Genomic DNA, 17653 nt, shown 5'->3' with positions numbered 1-17653 from the left:
GATTACGCGGCAGCCGCGTTCTCGATCACGTCAGCTACCCACTCGTTCAGGCTCTTGTTTTCCGCCGCGGCGGCAACGACGGCGGCCTCGTGCGTCTTGGGATCGAGCCGCAGATTGAAGCGGCCCGAGAAGGCACGGCGCGGTTCGATGCCCTTCTCGCGGCACATGTCCAGGAACACGCGCAGAGACTTCCTCCCCTCCGCTCGTAGTTCCTCTACACTCGCGGCATAGAAATCCGCACCTCCGTTAAGACCTACGAACTCTCCGCGAAAGGTGCCGATCTCCGGGTCGAACGCGAGCACCGCCTTGTACCCGTCGATGTCGATCACGTTCTTCATGGCGTCACTCCGTGGCTCTCCAGCCATTTCCTGATGCTGGCGAGAGCGCCTTTGTCGGTGTTCGGGCTCGGATGAGGCCGATGAAAGACCCGAATCTCTCCGAACAGGAACACGCCGATCCGCGATCCCTCGCGCTCCGTCACTTCGGCACCGAGAGCTTTGAACAAAGCTTCCACATCCGACCACCGAACGGACCCGCTGGCCGGCCGTCGGAAGATCAGTTCCAAGGTGGCGCGGTGTCGGCGGCTCAGCACTTGGTGTGAGTACTATTTTTTGGTACCAAATGCAACCACTCAGATGACCACGAGAGCGAGCGCGCCGTAGAACAGCCCATGCAGCACGCAGGCGGCCGCCATCACCCGCAGGGCGCGCGAAATGTCCTGCGGGCCGGCATCGCGGCGGCCGGGCGCGTTGAGGAAGGGCTCGTCCACCGGGCCCGCGGCATAGATCCGGGGTCCCCCGAGCGCGAGGCGGAGCGCGCCCGCCATCGCGGCTTCCGGCCAGCCGGCATTCGGCGAGCGGTGGATGCCGGCGTCCCGGAGCATCACCCGCGCCGCCTCCCCGGGCGAGCCGCGGACGGTCCAGGCGGCGGCCGCGAGCAGGAACCCGGCAAGCCGGGCCGGAACGAGGTTCAGGAGGTCGTCGAGCCGCGCCGCCGCCCAGCCGAAATCCCGGTGCCGCACGGAGAGGTGCCCGATCATCGAATCGGCGGTGTTGATCGCCTTGTAGGCGACGAGTCCCGGCAGCCCGAGCAGCGCGAACCAGAAGGCCGGCGCCACGACACCGTCCGAGAAGTTCTCGGCCGTCGACTCGATCGCGGCGCGGGCCACGCCTGCCTCGTCCAGCCGCTCGGGGTCGCGGCCGACGATCATCGAGACCGCCCGGCGGGCAGCCGGAAGACCTCCCTCCGCGAAAGCCTCTCGGACCCGCCGGACATGGGCATGGAGGCTCCTCTGGGCCAGGAAGACGGACGCGATCAGCGCGACGAGGACATCGCCCGCCGGGATCGCGCGGAGGGCCGCCTCGAGGAGCAGCGCCGGCACGAAAGCGGCCCCGAGCAGCGCCGCGACGCTCAGGATGCCCGCCGTCCGGCGCGTCTCCGCGCTCCAGCTCTCGCGGTTGAGCATGCGATCGAGCAGAGCGACGAGCGCCCCGAACCAGGCGACCGGATGCGGAAGACGCCGCCAGACCCGGTCCGGATCGCCGATCAGGGCGTCGAGAACCAGCGCCAGCAGGAGGACGAGGGGGGCGTCGGCCCGGAACAGCATCAGCACAGGGTCCGCGGAAGCGGGAACCGGGTCCGCGATGAGATCATGCCCAGCTTCTTGATCGCGCGAATCTGCCGGGCCGCATGATCCCATGCGGCCGGGCGGGGCGCTAGCGGAGCCGCTCGATCTCCGCCGCGAGACGGTCGAGGGCGGCGGCGATCTCCGGGCCGCCGCAGACGGTCATCTGCTCGGGCAGGACGAGGCGCCGTTCCGGCGGATATCGCCCCTTCAGCGCGGGGTGATGGAGGAGCGCGCTCCCCTGGTCCTCGGCCGCGGTCTCGCTGCGCGACACGAGGAGCATGTCGGCCCGGAGCGCCACGATCTCCTCCAGGCGCGCGAGCCCGCCATGGGGTCCGAGCGCCCCGCCTGCGTTGCGCAGCCCGACCGTCTCGAGAAAGGACGTCATCAGCGTCTCGCGCCCGGAGATCCAGCCGCGCCGCTGCAGCGGCAGCACGGTGACGGGGCGCACGAGCGCCGCCGCGCGGGCCCGGGCCGCGGCCGCCTCGATCTCGGCGATGCGGGCCTCGGCGCGACCGGGCTGGCCGAGCAGCGCCCCGGCGCGCCGGACCTGGTCGACCACCTGGGCCACCGAGGTCGCGGCCTCGAACTCGATCACCTCGACCCCATGCGCCTTCAGCAGCTCGCGCGTGGCGCGGCGGGTGAAGCGGCCGGCCAGGACGAGGTCGGGCTTCAGCACCAGCACCTCCTCGGCCGTACCCGACAGGATCGGGAACCGGGCCGCCGCGTCGCGCACCCAGGACCGGCGCGGATCGCGCACGAAGGGGCTGAGCCCGAGGATCTGGTCGGGATCGGCGAGCGAGAGCAGGAGCTGGTCCGTGCACAGATTGATGGAGACGACGCGAGGGCGCTCCGGCGCGGCGGCGAGGGGAGAGGCCGCGGCGGCAAATAGCCCGGCGGCCAGCCCCGTTCTCGCCGCCTTCGCGGCCCATCTCAGGGCCGCTGCGCCGATCGATTCCAGGATTGGCCGAGGGGTTTTCGGGAGGGATCGGCGATGCAGCATGGCGGCGACCTCGGCGAGGCGGCTTCGCGGTTCGGCGGCAGCGATGCTGCCTGGCTCGACCTCTCGACCGGGATCAACCCGCATCCCTGGCCGGTGCCGGACGAGCTCCGCCGCACGGGCTGGGAACGCCTCCCCTCCGGCTCCGACCTCGCCCATCTGATCGCCGCCGCCCGCACCGCCTATGGCGTGCCGCCGAAGGCCGTGATCGCGGCCGCGCCCGGGACCCAGACCATCATCCAGTGGCTGCCCTGCCTCGCGCCGCGCCGCCCGGTCGCGATCGTCGGACCGACCTATACGGAGCACGAGACGGTCTGGCGCGGCCACGGCTTCGAGGTGGAGCAGGTCCGCTCGCTCGCCGAAGCCGGAGATGGCGGCCGGCACGTCGTCGTCGTGAACCCGAACAATCCCGACGGACGGGTCGCCGGCCGGGCCGAGATCCTGGCCGCGGCCGCGAATTGCCGCCGGCACGGCACCTGGCTGGTGGTCGACGAGTCCTTCGCCGATGTCGAGCCCGGCTGCAGCGTCGTCCGCGATTGCGGCGAGCTGCCGATCCTGGTGCTGCGCTCCTTCGGCAAGTTCTACGGCCTCGCCGGACTCCGCCTCGGCTTCGCCATCGCGCAGCCGTCGATCGCCGAGAAGGTCGCGCGGGCACTCGGGCTCTGGCCGGTCTCCGGGCCGGCCATCGCGGTCGGGACCGCGGCCCTCGCCGATACCGCCTGGGCCGCCGCCATGCGGGGCCGGCTCGCGAGCGAGGCGGAGAAGCTCGATGCGCTCCTCGCCGCGGCGGGCCTGGAGGTGGCCGGCGGAACCAGCCTGTTCCGCCTCGTGGAGCATCCGCGGGCCGGCCGCCTGCACGAGGCGCTCGCCTCCCGCCGCATCTGGACGCGCCGCTTCCTCTGGTCCCCGACGCTGCTGCGCATCGGCCTGCCGCCGGACGAGGCGGCCTCGGTCCGGCTCGCCAACGGCCTCTCGGCGGCGCTCCGCGAGATCGATGCCGCGTATCACGACCAAGGGACCAGGACCGGCGCGCCCTGATGGGTGCCGATGAAGGCCTCGATCCCGAAGACCCGGCGCAGGCAGTCCGGCGCGAGCGCCTCCGCCGGCGGCCCGACGGCGGCAAGGCGTCCGGCCTCGAGCACCGCGACCGCGTCGGCATGGCGGGCCGCGAGGCCGAGATCGTGCGTGACCGCGATGACGAGCGTGCCGCACCGCGCGCGCGCCCGCAGCGCGGACATGACGTCGATCTGGTGGCGAGGATCGAGCGCGGCCGTCGGCTCGTCGGCGAGGATCACGGGCGCGCCCGCCGCGAAGACGCGCGCGAGGGCGACGCGCGCGCGCTCCCCGCCCGACAGCTCGGTCACGGCACGGTCGGCGAAGGCCTCCGTATCGGTCACCCGCATCGCCTCCGCGACCGCCTCCCGGTCCGCCTCCCCGAGGCGGTCCGGATCGGCGGCGCCGTGCGGGAAGCGGCCGAGCGCCACCACGTCGCGCGCCGGCAGCGGCCAATGCATCTCGTGCCCCTGCGGCAGATAGGCGATGCGGCGCGCGCGCGCGCGCGCCGACAGCCGGTCGAGATTCTCGGCGCCGAGCGCGATCAGGCCCGCATGGGGCACGAGCCCGGCAATGGCGCGCAGGAGCGAGGTCTTGCCCGCGCCGTTCGGTCCGACCACGGCCACGAAGCTGCCGGAACGGAGCTCCAGCGAGACCCCGCTCAGCACGGGGCGCCCGCCGAGCCGGACCGACAGGTCGCGGATGCGGAGATCGGCCGTCATGCCGCGAGCCCCGCCCCGAGCCGGCGCCGCTCGCGCAGGATCAGGTACAGGAAGAAGGGCACGCCGATCAGCGAGGTCAGCACCCCGACCTTGATGTCGGTCGTGGACGGGATGACCCGCACGGCGATATCGGCCGCGGTCAGGAGGCACGATCCCGCCAGCGCAGCCGGAACGAGCAGGCGCGCGGGGTCGTAGCGCACGAGCGGCCGCACGAGATGGGGGGCGACCAGCCCGATGAAGCCGATCGTGCCCGCGACCGCGACGGAGGCGCCGACGCCGAGCGCCACGCCCGCGATCACGAGAAGCCTGAGACGGGCGACGTTCACGCCGAGGCTCTGCGCGGCCTCCTCCCCGAGCGTGAGGGCCCGGAACGCGCCCCGGCTGGCGAACAGGATCGCGCCGCCCGCCAGGATGAAGGGCAGCGCCATGAGGACGTGCCGCATGGAACGGTCCTCCAGGGAGCCGAGCAGCCAGAACGCGATCTCGAGCGCCGCGAAGGGATTCGGCGCGAGGTTCATGGCGAGCGCGGTCGCGGCGCCCGCCAGGCTCGAGATGGCGAGACCGGCCAGGATGAGGAGCGTCAGCCCGGCATTGCGGCCCGCCACCGCGATCAGCAGGAACACGGACAGGAAGGCGCCCGCTATCCCGGCGACCGGCAGCGCGAAGGACAGCGCGTCGGCGAGCCCGAGCGACAGGGTCGCGACCGCCCCGAAGGCAGCGGCCTGCGGCGCGCCGAAGAGCGAGGGCGCCGCAAGCGGGTTGCGCAGCAGCCCCTGCATGGCCGCGCCGCAGAGGCCGAGGATGCCGCCGATCGCGACCGCGAGCAGGGCGCGCGGCAGCCTGATCTCGCGCACGATGACGAGCGCCGTCTCCTCGCCGCGGCCGATGAGCGCCGCCGCGACCGCGGCGGGCGAGAGCCTCACGGGACCGATGCCGAGCGAGACGAGGAAGAGGAGGATCGCGAGCGCCGCAAGCGCCGCGACCGCGATCCGCCGGCCCGCCGTCCCGCCCGGTCCGCCCGGTCCGCCGCTCACCACGTCACGCCGAGGCCGGCATAGACGGCGCGGCCGGTGGTCCCGTAGTTCAGGATTTCCTGGTAGCGCGCATCGGTGACGTTCTCGATCCGGCCGAAGACCCTCCAGGTCTCGTCGAACCTGTACTCGCCATAGATGTCGAGCCGGGCATAGGGATGCAGCGGCAGCGTCTCGTTGTTGCCGCTGAAGCGCTCCGAGACCAGCGTGACCCGGGGCTCGATGAGGAGGCCGGGCAGCGGCGTGATGCCGAGCCCGATCCGTCCGACATGCGGTGGCCGCCGCTGCAGCCGCCGGTTCGTCCGCTCGTCCTTCGCGTCGAGATAGGTGTAGACGCCCGTGAGCTTGAGGAATTCGGGCCACAGCACCAGGGCGCCTTCGAGCTCGACGCCCGACGTCTTCGCGCGCGAGACGTTGAAGTAGCGCGAGGTCGGCGAATCGAACTCGATCATGTTCTGGAAGCGGTTGCCGAACACGGTCGCCGCGACGGCGAGCCGCCCGTCCCAGAACGTCTGGTCGATGCCGGCATCCCAGCCGATCGAGGTCTCGGGCGAGAGACCCGGATTGCCGTAGCGCGGCTCGAAGAGCTGGTAGAGCGTCGGCGCCTTGCCGCCGGTCCCGCCGCTGGCGCGGAGCTTCGTGCCGGTCTCCGGGATCAGGAAGGCGCCGGTGGCGCGCCAGGTGTCGAACGAGAGCCGGTTCACCTCGTCGTGCCGCCCGCCGGCCGACAGGATGACGCGCTCGCCGATCGGGAGCTGGTAGAGCGCGAAGACCGAGCGGGTGTCCTGCTGCGCCTCGAGGGTCCTGGTCCGGATCGTCGGGCCGGGGACATAGGAGGTCGAGAAGGTCGTGGCCTTCTCCGATTCGACCCGGCCGCCGAAGGTGAGCGTGCCGAAGGTCTGGAGCCTGAGATCGCCCTGGTATTCCGTCCCGACCCGGTCGCCGCGGAACTCGGTCAGCCCGTCGCTCGTGATCCGAACGGGATTGGCCCGATAGGTCAGGTCGCGGAATTCGCGGTCGGTCTGGTTCGCATAGACCTGGAGCGTATGCGTGAGCGGCCCCTGCTCCGCGGTTCCCCTGCCCCAGATCTGGGTGAGCGTGCGGGTCGTCTCCGCCGGGGTGTCGGGGAAGATGCGGTTGTTGCCGCTGAAGACGACGTTGCGCGGCAGCGTCGAGGAGCCGGCATCGTATTCCGCGAAGGTGCGGAAGGAGAGCATTCCGATCTCCAGCCTGACGCCTTCGCCGGCATCGTAGCCGAGCCGGCCGTAGCCGCCCCAGCGCGTGAAGCCGTCGGGCTCGAACTTGCCGAAGCGGCGCTCGAGCTGCGGAATGCGGTAGCCGTAGCGGGAGAAGCCGTTCGTGGTCTGCCCGCCGCCCGAGAAGGCATAGGACCACGGCCCGACCGAGCCCGAGGCGGTCGCGCTGGACGAGAAGGTCCCGTAGGAGCCTCCCTCGGTGCGGGCCTCGAAGCGCGGCTGCCCTCCGCCGCTCCTGGTGATGATGTTCACCACGCCGCCGATCGCGTCCGATCCGTAGAGCGCGCTCTGCGGTCCGCGCAGCACCTCGATGCGCTCGATGGCGGTGGGCAAGAGGTTGGAGAAGTCGAACTCGCCGCTCGCGGAGGTCGGATCGTTCACCCGGATCCCGTCGATCAGGACCAGCGTCTGGCCGGTATTGGCGCCGCGCAGGCGGACCACGGTCGTGGAGCCGGGCCCGCCCGCATCCGATACGTCCAGGCCCGGCACGTTCCGGAGCGCGTCGACGAGGTTCGTGGGGCTGAAGCTCTGGAGCTCCTCGCGCGTGACGACCGTGATCGCCGAGGCCGACCGCCCGATCGGCTCCGGACGCCGGTCGGCCGTGACCACGACGTCGGGGAGCGGCACCGTGTCTGCCGCGTCCTGTGCGTACGCGGGGGCGGCGAGCGCCAGGAGAGATACGAATGACGAAAAGAGCGGCCTTGCGCCGCGTGCGGAACGAAGCATGACGTCTCCTCGCGGCCCACCGCCGCAGGTTCGGGGTCACGCTTCCGGCCGGTCTCCTGGCTCGCGGATCATCGCGCCGGCCCGCCTTCCCGGCCTTGCGGCCAGTGGCATGTTGGACCGACGCTCTCCGCCTACAGTTGCGGGGGCAGCCGCGGCATTGGACCGTGAAGGTCCGCACCGCATTCCCGTTTCACCTCGGGGTCGCCGAGGCACCGAAAGCCCGCTCAATCAGCACGCGGCAGGCTCCCGCCGCAAGGCCCGCGCTTCGCGGATCTAGGATTGCGGCATTCCGGCCACAGCGGGCCGATGCTCCCGGGCGATGCGTCTTCAGCGAGCCGCGACCGAGCCCGTCATCAGGCCGCGCATGGCGGCGGGATCGAACGGCTCGCGCACGACGGAGCTTTCGAACACGGTCGTCTTGATGCCTGTCTCGAAATCGTAGGAGACCGAGCGCGGCAGAAGCTGCGTGCGTCCGCCCGCAGCGGGGGATGCGGGAGCCGCGACGGCCTGGACCGGACCGCCCGCCAGCGAGCCCGTCGCAACCTCGGCGCGGGAGGCGGCGGCCGAGGCGATTGCAGGCGCATCGGCCACGGCGGCCGGGACAGGCGGGGCCGCCGGCGGGGCCGGCGCGGCCTCGCTCTTCGCCTTGAGCTCGCCCGCACGCGCCTCCAGGGCGCGGCGCAGCTTCATGGGACGCTCCTCGGCCGCGACCGCGACGTCGTCGGCCGGGGCGACGGGTCCGACGGCGGCCGTGACGAGCGCCGCCTCGACATCCGGCAGGGCAGGTGCCGGCGCGGGAGCGGGCTTGCGGTCCGCGAGCGTACCCGTGACGAGCGGCACAGGCGGGAGCGGCGGCAGGGGCGGCAGATCCCGCCTGGGCTCCGACGCCGGCAGCGCCGCGAGCGTGGCCGAGGCAGGGACGTCGGAGACGCGCGGGACGGATCTCGCCTGCACCTCCCGCCGGCCGCGCGCGGCCTGGGCGCTGCCGCCCGTCTTCGGGAAGCGGCCCGTGATCCAGACGCCGTTCACGCGCTTGCGGGTGTAGAACTGCGCCGCTTCGGCCGAGCTCACGCCGACAATCCCGAAGGAGATCGCCGATGACCCCATGTATCCGGCGAGGGCTAGTCCGACCGTGGCCGCCGCCCTCACGCACAGGCTCATGCGCATGAGAGTACTCCTGTTACACCGGCCCTTCTTGAACGATAAGCTTGACAGGTGCAACCCGCGACCGAATCACTCCGTATGAAGACGTCGCACGCGGGTCCGCAAGCTCAACGCTCGGATGACCGGGCTGATCTTGCCGGGTCAGGTCGATCATCCTTGGGCAGGATCATCGCAGCACCCCAGCGTGGCCGTGCGAAGGCGAAAATCAGGCAGTCTTGAACGGTCGGATTCTGACCCCGTCGGCCTCGAGCACGGCGCGCAGGCGCCGCGCCATGGCGACCGCATTCGGCCCATCGCCATGGACGCAGATCGTCTCGATCCGCGCCGGGATGCGCTTGCCCGAGGCGCAGAGGATCACGCCTTCGCGCACCATCTCGAGCACCCGGCGGGCGGCCTCGTCGGCATCGTGCAGGACGGAGCCGGGCTTCTTGCGGCTCATCAGCTGGCCGTCATCCTCGTAGGCGCGGTCGGCGAAGATCTCGGCCGCCTGTTCGAGGCCGAGTTCCTCCGCAGCCCGCTCCGTCGGCAGGCCCGGCATCGTCACGTAGACGAGCGCGGGGTCCACGCCCTTGATCGCGCGCCCGATCGCGCGCGCGAAATCCGGCTCCTCGTTCGTCAGGTTCCCGAGGGAGCCATGCGCCTTGACGTGCGTGACCCTGTGCCCGGCGAGCGCCGCGCAGGCCTGCATGGCGCCGATCTGGTAGGCCACCATGCGCTCGATCTCGGCCATCGTGTCGCCCCGGATGACGCGGCGCCCGAAGCCCCAGAGGTCGTTGAAGCCCGGATGGGCGCCGACGGAGACGCCGCGCTCCTTGGCGAGCCGCGCGGTCTCCACCATGATGTTCGGGTCCCCGGCGTGATAGCCGCAGGCCACGTTGGCCGAGGTGACGACGTCCAGCATCGCGGCATCGTCGCCGAGGGTCCAGCGGCCGTAGCCCTCCCCCATGTCGCAGTTGAGATCGACCTGCATCAGACGAGCACCGGCTGCGGCGCACGCTCCGCGAACTCGAAGAGACGCCGATAGCGTTCGACCTCCGAGCGCGGACCCATGGCCTTGGTGGGGTTGTCGGACAGCTTCACGGTCGGCCGGCCGTCCGCCGACACGACCTTGCAGACGATGGAGATCGGATCGAGCTTGCCGTCGGGCACGAGGCCGCGGAAGTCGTTGGTGAGCAGCGTGCCCCAGCCGTAGCCGAGCCGGACGCGGCCGTGGAAATGGCGGTGCAGCCGCTCGATCAGGTCGATGTCGAGCCCGTCGGAGAAGATGACGAGCTTCTTCATCGGATCCTCGCCGCGGGCGAGCCACCAGTCGATCGCCTCCTCGCCGCCTTCGAACGGGTCCTTGGAATCGACGCGGATGCCCGTCCAGGACGACACCCATTCGGGCGCGTTCCTGAGAAAGCGCGTGGTGCCGTAGGTGTCGGGCAGGATGACGAGCAGGTTGCCCTGATAGTCCTCCTGCCAGTCGGCGAGCACGTCGTAGGGCGCCTGCAGCGTCTCGGCATCCGTGTCGGCGAGCGCGGCATAGACCATGGGCAGCTCGTGGGCGTTGGTGCCGATCGCCTCCACCTCGCGGCGGAGCGCGATGAGGCAGTTCGACGTTCCCGTGAAGGCGGGTCCGAGCCCCTCGATCATGGCCTGCACGCACCAGTCCTGCCACAGGAACCCGTGCCGACGCCGCGTGCCGAAATCCGAGATGGACAGGTTCGGCAGATTTTTCAGGCGCTGGATCTTCTCCCAGACCCGCGTCATCGCGCGGGCATACATCACCTGGAGCTCGAATTTGCCCATGCCCTTCGTGACGCCGCGCGAGCGCAGCTCGTTCAGGATCGCGAGCGAGGGGATCTCCCACATCGTCGTCTCGATCCAGGGCCCGTGGAAGGTGAGCTCGTACTGGCCGTCGACGCGCTCGAGCTCGTAGTCGGGGTACCGGAAGCTCTCGAGCCAGGCCACGAAGTCCGGCGAGAACATCTGCCGCTTGCCGTAGAAGGTGTTGCCGCGCAGCCAGGTGGATTCGCCGCGCGACAGCCGCAGCGTGCGCACATGGTCGAGCTGCTCGCGCAGCTCGCCGATATCGATGTAGTCGGCGAGCCGGACGCGCGTGGTGCGGTTCTGGATCCCGAACGTGACGGCGACGTCCCGATGGCGGCGGAAGATCGTCTGCGCCATCAGAAGCTTGTAGAAGTCGGTGTCCAGGACCGAGCGGATGATCGGGTCGATCTTCCAGCTATGGTTGTAGACCCGTGTGGCGATGTCGACCATCGCGGAACTCACCTCGCATGACGGCGGGACCGGCCGCTCGCCGGCATCATGCCCGCTCGGGCGAGGCAAGGCTACCGTCCGGGCGAGATCGGCTTCGAGCGGAGGCCGATCCCGCCCGAGGCCGTCAGGCCGTGAGCGTGACCTTCCTGTTGTCGGAGAGCTCCGTCGGCGGCTCGCCGGTGAGCCGCGCCTTGGCGTAGCCGTAGAGCTGCATGACGCTGCGCGACGGGCCGTCCCAGTATTCCCCGCCCGCCGGGTGGATGCGGATGAGGGCGATGTCCGGATCGTCCGGCCCCTTCGGGAACCAGGTCCGCAGCCCCTCGCTCCAGAGCTCCTTCACCTTGGACTGGTCGCGGACGATCTCGGCCGTGCCGGAAATCGAGACGTAGTTCTGGCCGGACGGATCGGCGAAGCCGAGATTGACCTGGGCGTCCCGCGACAGCTCGCGTACCTTCGGGGCCCGCTCGCGCGTGAAGAACCAGAGGTCGCCGGAGGAATCGGCCGAGTGGTTCCACATCGGCCGGCTGTGCAGGGTCCCGTCCGGCTCGATGGTCGTCATCATCGCGACCTTGATGTCCTTGATCAGCTCGTAGAGCTTCGCCGCGCCCTCGTGCTGCGTGTGGTCGTGCGCCATGAGAATCTCCTTCTCTCCTTCGGCCGGGATCCGGGCGGGGGCGTGCGGCGGCGCCGCGCGCTCGCCCGGCCGCTCGTCGGAGGGGGAACGGCCGGCGCCGGGCTTGGTTTCCCGCCCGGGCGCTCACGCATGCGTGCGCGGCCCGCCTTCATCCGCGGCGGCGGATGCCCTAAAGCCGGCGCGGCATCGGGAAGGACAGAGCGTGGCGGTCTCGCGGGACGAGGTGCTCCGGGCACTTGGGACGATCAGGATCGGGAGCGGGCCGCTGCCCGCCTCCGGCCGGCTGTCCGAGATTTCGGTCGATCCGAGCGGGCGCGTCTCCTTCGCGATCTCGGCCGATCCGGGCGAGGCCGCGGCGCTGGAGCCGGTGCGCGCGGCGGCCGAGGCGGCCGTGAAGGCGCTCCCCGGCGCGGGCCCCGTCTTCGTGACGCTCACGGCCGACCGGCCGGCCGGAGCCGGGCCGGGCCGGGCGGCCGCGCCCCCCTCCGCCGCGCAACGTGCGGCAGCCGCGCCGCCGCGCGCGCAGGCGGTGCCCGGGGTCAAGCGCATCGTCGCGGTCGCGTCCGGCAAGGGCGGCGTCGGCAAGTCGACGCTGTCCTGCAATCTCGCGCTCGCACTGCGCCTGCAGGGCCTCGCGGTCGGGCTTCTCGATGCGGACATCTACGGCCCCTCGGCGCCGAAGCTCTTCGGCCTCTCGGGCAAGCCCCGCCTCGTCGGCGAACGCATGCTCGAGCCGCTCGACGGCTACGGCGTCAAGGTGATGTCGATCGGCTTCCTGGTCGAGGAGAGCTCCGCCATGATCTGGCGCGGGCCCATGGTGACCTCCGCCATCCAGCAGCTCCTGCGCGAGGTGGCCTGGGGGGAGCTCGACGTTCTCATCGTCGACATGCCGCCCGGCACCGGCGACGCCCAGCTCACCATGGCGCAGTCGACGCCCCTGACCGGGGCCGTGATCGTCTCGACCCCTCAGGACCTCGCGCTGATCGATGCCCGGCGCGGCGTCGCCATGTTCCAGAAGGTCGAGATCCCCATCCTCGGGGTCGTGGAGAACATGGCCAGCTTCGCCTGCCCGCATTGCGGGACCGTGTCGAACATCTTCGGCCATGGCGGCGCCCGCCGCGAGGCGGAAAAGCTCGGCGTGCCGTTCCTGGGCGAGATTCCGCTCCAGATGGAGATCCGGGAGACCTCCGATGCCGGACGTCCGGTCGTCGTCACCGATCCGGGCACGGCGCATGCGCGCGCCTTCATGGACGTCGCGCAGAAGCTGTGGGCGGGCCTTCAGGAAGGAGCGGGGCGGCGCGCCGCCCCGCGCATCGTGATCGAGTAGCTTCGCGGTTCAGCGCACCGCCAGCCGCCGGCCGGGATGGCGGAGCTGGTGCCTGGTCCGGTTGACGTCGAGCCGGGACAGCGACGCGAAGCACCCGAGCAGGCCGCCTGCCGCGGCAACGATGAGAACGATTTCCACTGACACCCTCGTTCGAACGCTGCCTGTAGGGTGAAGGGGCATGGTTGATGGGCCGTTAATGCCACGGCCGCGCGATTTCGCCGCGGCCACGAAAACGCCATGTTGACGGTGGCCCGGCGCGGTGATCCGCTCGTCTTGGGTCCGTGCAAGAGATTCGCGAGTAAAGAACAACAAGCTCCCCGCCGAGACCGCGTGCATAAGTGTGGCGTAACGGTTCGTTAACCATCTTTGTTCACTGCTGGTTGAAGAAGGGGGTGCCCTGCGCCGTCGCGGGCACTGGCGGAGGCATAGAAATGCAGCAGGCTCTCAAGACGCTCTGGACAGACGAGCTGAGCGACCAGCTCCGGCAATTGTCCACCCCGCAGAACCGCCGTCCGGCTCCGGCCCAGGTGGCCGAGAACGTCGTCCGGGCGCCGTTCCCGCAGCGCTCCTTCCCGGGCGTCGCGCCGCAGCAGAAGCCCGAGCTCTCCGCCGCGCTCGACGCCGTCGTGAAGGCGGCCGACCTCATCAAGAACGCACAGGAGCGCGCCGCCCATGCCGAGGAGCAGGCCCGCACCATCGCCGAGCGCACGGCCGAGCAGCTGAACCAGGCCGAGCAGCAGATCCAGGCGCTTCAGGAGCGCGCCCGCGCCGCCGAGGAGCGCCTCAACGCGGTCACCGAGCGGGCGGCCGAGAAGCTCGCCGACGCGGACGCCCAGATCCGCGCCGCGCGCGAGGAGGCCAGGCACGCCGAGCAGCGCGCCGCCGCCGCCGAGCAGCGCATCCAGGAGGAGATCGCCCAGGCCCGCGCGCTCCTCAAGGAGGCCGAAGACCGCGTCTTCGCGGCCGAGACCCGGGCGCTGGAGTCGAAGGAAGACATCGCCTACCTGGAAAACTACATCCGCGAGCGCTTCGCGCTCTGACGGCTATACGAGGCGAGCTAGTGAGGGGCCGGGCGCGACAGCGCACCGGCCCTTTTCCTTGCGGCCCGCGCCTCCTGACGCCCGGCTCGCTCAGCCTGCATCGGCGAGGACAGCACGCCGAACTCGGTCGGCTGCCTTGCGGTCGCCGCTCCGGCCTCATCGGTCACAGGCTGAGAACCGAATCTTCGACTTGCGCTGATCGCGGCCTGGAAAATCGGCCAGGCTGTCTCATCTAAGATGGGCGAGGCCACGTCCTCCCCCTCCAGGGTTCAAGTCCGGGACGGCCCGGCAGCTGCTCGGGAGCTGCCGTCGTGGCCTGGACCATGCTCATCATCGCCGGATTGCTGGAAGTCGTATGGGCTTTCACGATGAAGCAATCCGAAGGCTTCACGAAGCTTTGGCCCGGCCTGATCACGGTCGGCGCGATGATCGCCAGCTTCGCCCTGCTGGCACTCGCGATGCGATCCCTCCCGCTCGGGACGGCCTATACGATCTGGACCGGGATCGGTGCCGTCGGCGCCTTCCTGGTCGGCATCGCGGTCCTCGGCGAGTCTGCCGGCACGCTGCGCATTCTCGCCGCCCTGCTCATCGTGAGCGGCCTCGTCCTCATGAAGCTGTCCAGCGACGCGTGACCCGTCAGTCGCTCACGCCCTCGCGCCCGCGGACGGCCATCAGCGTCGCGGTAAGGAGCGCGATCAGCTTCTCCTGCCCGGCCGTCTCGGCGAAGACCTCCGACTGCGCCAGCGTCAGCGTCCGGCCGGCTTTCACCACCCTGCCCCGGGCCACGATGCGCTCGCCCGCGGCGGGCGCGAGCAGGTTGATCTTGAACTCGGTCGTCAGCACGCCCGTACCGGCCGGCATGAGGCTGAGCGCGGCATAGCCGGCCGCGCTGTCCGCGATCGCGCTGATCGCCCCGGCATGGACGAAGCCGTGCTGCTGCGAGACGCCGGGCCCGGGCCGCAGCGCGATCTCGACCGCGCCGGGCGCAACGCGGACGAGCGTCGCGCCGAGCGTCTCCATCAGGCCCTGCCGGGCGAAGCTCGACCGGACCCGCTCCTCGGCGACCATGTCAGGCCGTGCTGGCGACCTTGCCGCCGATCGCGGCCTGCGCCGCAGCAAGGCGGGCGATCGGCACGCGGTAGGGCGAGCAGGAGACGTAATCGAGCCCGATCTCATCGCAGAAACGGACGGAGGCCGGATCGCCGCCATGCTCACCGCAGATACCGAGCTTCAGGTTGTTGCGCACGCGGCGCCCGCGCTCGACCCCGATCCTGACGAGCTCGCCGACGCCCTCCTGGTCGATGGTCACGAAGGGATCCGAGGGAAGAATCCCCTTCTGGGTATAGGGCCCGAGGAAGGTCGCGGCGTCGTCGCGCGAGATGCCGAGCGCCGTCTGGGTCAGGTCGTTCGTGCCGAAGGAGAAGAACTCCGCCGTCTCGGCGATCTCGTCGGCCTTCAGGCAGGCGCGCGGCAGCTCGATCATGGTGCCGACCTGATACCCCACGGAGGCGCCCTTCTCCTTGAAGACCGCCTCGGCCATCGCGTCGATCCGCGCCTTCACAAGGTCGAATTCGGCACGGGTCACGATCAGCGGAACCATGATTTCCGGAACGACCGCGGCGCCGGTCTTCGCCTGCGCCTCGACGGCAGCCTCCAGGATCGCGCGGGCCTGCATCTCGGCGATCTCCGGATAGGCGATCGCGATGCGGCAGCCGCGAAACCCGAGCATCGGGTTGAACTCGTGCAGTTCGGCCGCGCGCCGCTTCAGCTTCTCCGGCGAGAGACCCGTCTGCGCCGCGACCTCGGCGATCTCCTTGTCCGTGTGCGGCAGGAATTCGTGCAGCGGCGGATCGAGCAGCCGGATCGTGACGGGCAGGCCCTTCATGATGGTGAAGAGCTCGAGAAAATCGCCGCGCTGATACGGCAGGAGCTTGGTGAGGGCCGCGCGCCGGCCCGCCTCGTCGTCGGCGAGGATCATCTCGCGCACCGCGACGATGCGGTCGCCCTCGAAGAACATGTGCTCCGTGCGGCAGAGGCCGATGCCCTCCGCGCCGAAATTGCGCGCCGTCTCGGCATCGCGCGGCGTGTCGGCATTGGCCCGGACCTTGAGCTTGCGGCCCTTGTCCGCCCATTCCATGAGCGTCGCGAACTCGCCCGACAGCTCCGGCTCCTGCATGCGGATCGCGCCCTGCAGCACCTCACCCGTGCCGCCGTCGATCGTGATCGTCTCCCCGGCCTGTACCGTCACGCCGCCGACCGTGAAGGCGCGCTTGGCGTAATCGACCCGGATCTGCCCCGCGCCGGAGACGCAGGGCTTGCCCATGCCGCGCGCGACCACGGCCGCATGCGAGGTCATGCCGCCGCGCGTCGTCAGGATGCCTTCGGCGGCATGCATGCCGTGGATGTCCTCCGGGCTCGTCTCGACCCGCACCAGGATGACCTTGCGGCCGGCTTTCCTGGCGGCCTCCGCCTCCTCGGACGAGAACACGACCTCGCCCGAGGCGGCGCCGGGAGAGGCCGGCAGGCCCGTGGCCAGCACCTTGCGCTCGGCCTTGGGGTCGATCGTCGGGTGGAGGAGCTGGTCGAGCGAGGCCGGATCGATCCGGTTGACCGCCTCCTCCTGCGAGATGAGCCCCTCGCCGGCGAGATCCACCGCGATCCGGAGCGCGGCCTTGGCGGTCCGCTTGCCGGACCGCGTCTGCAGCATCCAGAGCTTCCCCTTCTCGACGGTGAACTCCATGTCCTGCATGTCGCGATAATGCCGCTCGAGGATCCCGTAGATGCGGACGAGCTCCGCATAGGCCTCCGGCATCGCCTTCTCCATGGAGGGCTTGTCGGAGCCGGACGCGATGCGGGCGGCCTCGGTGATGTCCTGCGGCGTGCGGATGCCCGCCACCACGTCCTCGCCCTGGGCGTTGATCAGGAACTCGCCGTAGAGCGCGCGCTCGCCGGTCGAGGGGTTGCGCGTGAAGGCGACGCCCGTGGCCGAGGTCTCGCCCATATTGCCGAAGACCATGGCCTGCACGTTCACGGCCGTGCCCCAGGAGGCCGGGATGTTGTTGAGCTCGCGGTACTTGATCGCGCGCGCGTTCATCCAGGAGCCGAAGACCGCGCCGATGGCGCCCCAGAGCTGCTCCTTGGGGTCCTGCGGGAAGGGCTTGCCCAGGTGGTCCTGGACGATCTTCTTGTAGCGGGTGATGAGCTCGGCCCAGTCATCCGCGTTCAGATCCGTGTCGAGGGAATAGCCCTTGCGGTCCTTGTAGAGGTCGAGCGCCTCCTCGAAATTGTGGTGCTCGACGCCCAGCACCACGTCCGAATACATCGTGATGAAGCGGCGATAGCTGTCATAGGCGAAGCGGCGGTCGTCGGCCTGGCGGGCGACGGCCTCGACGGTCGCGTCGTTCAGCCCGAGATTGAGGACGGTATCCATCATGCCCGGCATCGAGGCGCGGGCGCCGGACCGGACCGAGACGAGGAGCGGGTTCTCGGCATCGCCGAAGACCTTGCCGGTCAGCCTGCCGACGAAATCCAGCGCGCGCGCCACCTCGCCTTCGAGCTCCGGCGGATATTGCCGGTCGTGCTCGTAGAAATAGGTGCAGACCGTGGTCGGGATGGTGAAGCCGGGCGGCACGGGCAGGCCGAGATTGGACATTTCGGCGAGGTTCGCGCCCTTGCCCCCGAGCAGATCGCGCATGCCGGATTCGCCCTCGGCCTTGCCGTCGCCGAAGGTGTAGACCCACTTCGCCATATCGATCAGATCCGGTCGTTCTTGGTTGCCCAGGATTGAGGCGGCTTGGACCAAACCGCGTCGAAA

General features: G+C 70.6%; 19 protein-coding genes and 1 riboswitch. Of the genes, 5 read left to right on the top strand and 14 right to left on the bottom strand.

The annotated features are described in order from the left end of the window. Positions 1–2: 2 nt before the first annotated feature. On the bottom strand, positions 3–338 hold the full coding sequence (locus tag HJG44_RS23695) for a type II toxin-antitoxin system HicB family antitoxin (protein WP_171218385.1): 336 nt from the start codon (positions 336–338) through the stop codon (positions 3–5). Then, on the bottom strand, positions 335–481 hold the full coding sequence (locus tag HJG44_RS24205) for a type II toxin-antitoxin system HicA family toxin (RefSeq protein WP_346767162.1): 147 nt from the start codon (positions 479–481) through the stop codon (positions 335–337). Before HJG44_RS24205 ends, HJG44_RS23695 begins: the two co-directional genes overlap by 4 nt. Between HJG44_RS24205 and HJG44_RS24200 the strand changes: the two genes are divergently transcribed. After that, a complete protein-coding gene (locus HJG44_RS24200; protein ID WP_346767168.1) occupies positions 419–601 on the top strand; it encodes a hypothetical protein in 183 nt (60 codons plus the stop codon). The genes HJG44_RS24205 and HJG44_RS24200 overlap by 63 nt on opposite strands. A gap of 30 nt (positions 602–631) precedes the next feature. Here HJG44_RS24200 and cbiB read toward each other — a convergent pair whose 3' ends face one another. Beyond that, on the bottom strand, positions 632–1606 hold the full coding sequence (cbiB, locus tag HJG44_RS10785) for an adenosylcobinamide-phosphate synthase CbiB (protein WP_171218384.1): 975 nt from the start codon (positions 1604–1606) through the stop codon (positions 632–634). A gap of 109 nt (positions 1607–1715) precedes the next feature. Further along, a complete protein-coding gene (locus HJG44_RS10780; protein ID WP_171218383.1) occupies positions 1716–2627 on the bottom strand; it encodes an ABC transporter substrate-binding protein in 912 nt (303 codons plus the stop codon). On the opposite strand from HJG44_RS10780, the gene cobD reads away from it, so the two are divergent. Further along, complete coding sequence (gene cobD / locus HJG44_RS10775) at positions 2619–3662, top strand: threonine-phosphate decarboxylase CobD (protein ID WP_171218382.1); 1044 nt, start codon at positions 2619–2621, stop codon at positions 3660–3662. The two genes, HJG44_RS10780 and cobD, sit on opposite strands and share 9 nt — an antisense overlap. On the opposite strand, the gene HJG44_RS10770 is transcribed toward cobD, so the two are convergent. The 7 genes from HJG44_RS10770 to HJG44_RS10740 form a co-directional block, all read right to left on the bottom strand. After that, entirely contained in the window at positions 3629–4399 is a 771-nt protein-coding gene (locus tag HJG44_RS10770) for an ABC transporter ATP-binding protein (RefSeq protein WP_171218381.1), read from the bottom strand. The genes cobD and HJG44_RS10770 overlap by 34 nt on opposite strands. Further along, positions 4396–5388, bottom strand: a complete 993-nt coding sequence (locus HJG44_RS10765; RefSeq protein ID WP_346767161.1) for a FecCD family ABC transporter permease — start codon at positions 5386–5388, stop codon at positions 4396–4398. The genes HJG44_RS10770 and HJG44_RS10765 overlap by 4 nt, the downstream gene beginning before the upstream one ends. 41 nt (positions 5389–5429) lie before the next feature. Continuing rightward, a complete protein-coding gene (locus tag HJG44_RS23995) occupies positions 5430–7412 on the bottom strand; it encodes a TonB-dependent receptor plug domain-containing protein (protein ID WP_210261059.1) in 1983 nt (660 codons plus the stop codon). A gap of 29 nt (positions 7413–7441) precedes the next feature. Continuing rightward, positions 7442–7644, bottom strand: a riboswitch (cobalamin riboswitch). 95 nt (positions 7645–7739) lie between these two features. After that, positions 7740–8579, bottom strand: coding sequence for a hypothetical protein (locus HJG44_RS10755; protein WP_171218378.1), 840 nt, complete (start codon positions 8577–8579; stop codon positions 7740–7742). Positions 8580–8781: 202 nt separating this feature from the next. After that, complete coding sequence (locus HJG44_RS10750) at positions 8782–9546, bottom strand: LamB/YcsF family protein (protein WP_171218377.1); 765 nt, start codon at positions 9544–9546, stop codon at positions 8782–8784. Then, a complete protein-coding gene (gene pncB / locus HJG44_RS10745) occupies positions 9546–10838 on the bottom strand; it encodes a nicotinate phosphoribosyltransferase (RefSeq protein ID WP_171218376.1) in 1293 nt (430 codons plus the stop codon). Before pncB ends, HJG44_RS10750 begins: the two co-directional genes overlap by 1 nt. Positions 10839–10962: 124 nt before the next feature. After that, entirely contained in the window at positions 10963–11472 is a 510-nt protein-coding gene (locus HJG44_RS10740; RefSeq protein ID WP_171218375.1) for a pyridoxamine 5'-phosphate oxidase family protein, read from the bottom strand. 202 nt (positions 11473–11674) lie between these two features. Between HJG44_RS10740 and HJG44_RS10735 the strand changes: the two genes are divergently transcribed. Further along, positions 11675–12799 (top strand): P-loop NTPase, encoded by a 1125-nt coding sequence (locus tag HJG44_RS10735; protein ID WP_171218374.1) that lies wholly within the window; start codon positions 11675–11677, stop codon positions 12797–12799. 9 nt (positions 12800–12808) lie between these two features. Here the strand turns inward: HJG44_RS10735 and HJG44_RS23990 are convergent, their stop codons facing one another. After that, a complete protein-coding gene (locus HJG44_RS23990) occupies positions 12809–12937 on the bottom strand; it encodes a hypothetical protein (protein ID WP_281411503.1) in 129 nt (42 codons plus the stop codon). A gap of 293 nt (positions 12938–13230) precedes the next feature. Here HJG44_RS23990 and HJG44_RS10730 point away from each other — a divergent pair, with 293 nt between their 5' ends. Continuing rightward, complete coding sequence (locus HJG44_RS10730; RefSeq protein ID WP_171218373.1) at positions 13231–13839, top strand: hypothetical protein; 609 nt, start codon at positions 13231–13233, stop codon at positions 13837–13839. A 311-nt stretch (positions 13840–14150) separates the two neighbouring features. Further along, complete coding sequence (locus HJG44_RS10725; protein ID WP_171218372.1) at positions 14151–14471, top strand: SMR family transporter; 321 nt, start codon at positions 14151–14153, stop codon at positions 14469–14471. 4 nt (positions 14472–14475) lie between these two features. On the opposite strand, the gene HJG44_RS10720 is transcribed toward HJG44_RS10725, so the two are convergent. Then, the gene (locus tag HJG44_RS10720; RefSeq protein ID WP_171218371.1) at positions 14476–14907 is read right to left on the bottom strand and encodes a PaaI family thioesterase; all 432 of its coding nucleotides are present in this window, start codon (positions 14905–14907) and stop codon (positions 14476–14478) included. Between the two features lies 1 nt (position 14908). Next, positions 14909–17587 (bottom strand): pyruvate, phosphate dikinase, encoded by a 2679-nt coding sequence (gene ppdK / locus HJG44_RS10715; protein ID WP_171218370.1) that lies wholly within the window; start codon positions 17585–17587, stop codon positions 14909–14911. Positions 17588–17653 lie beyond the last annotated feature (66 nt).

The organism is Enterovirga aerilata (genome assembly GCF_013044135.1).
GTDB lineage: Bacteria > Pseudomonadota > Alphaproteobacteria > Rhizobiales > Beijerinckiaceae > Enterovirga > Enterovirga aerilata.
Note: the sequence above shows the minus strand (reverse complement) of the source record. Positions and strands in the feature narration are given on the sequence as shown.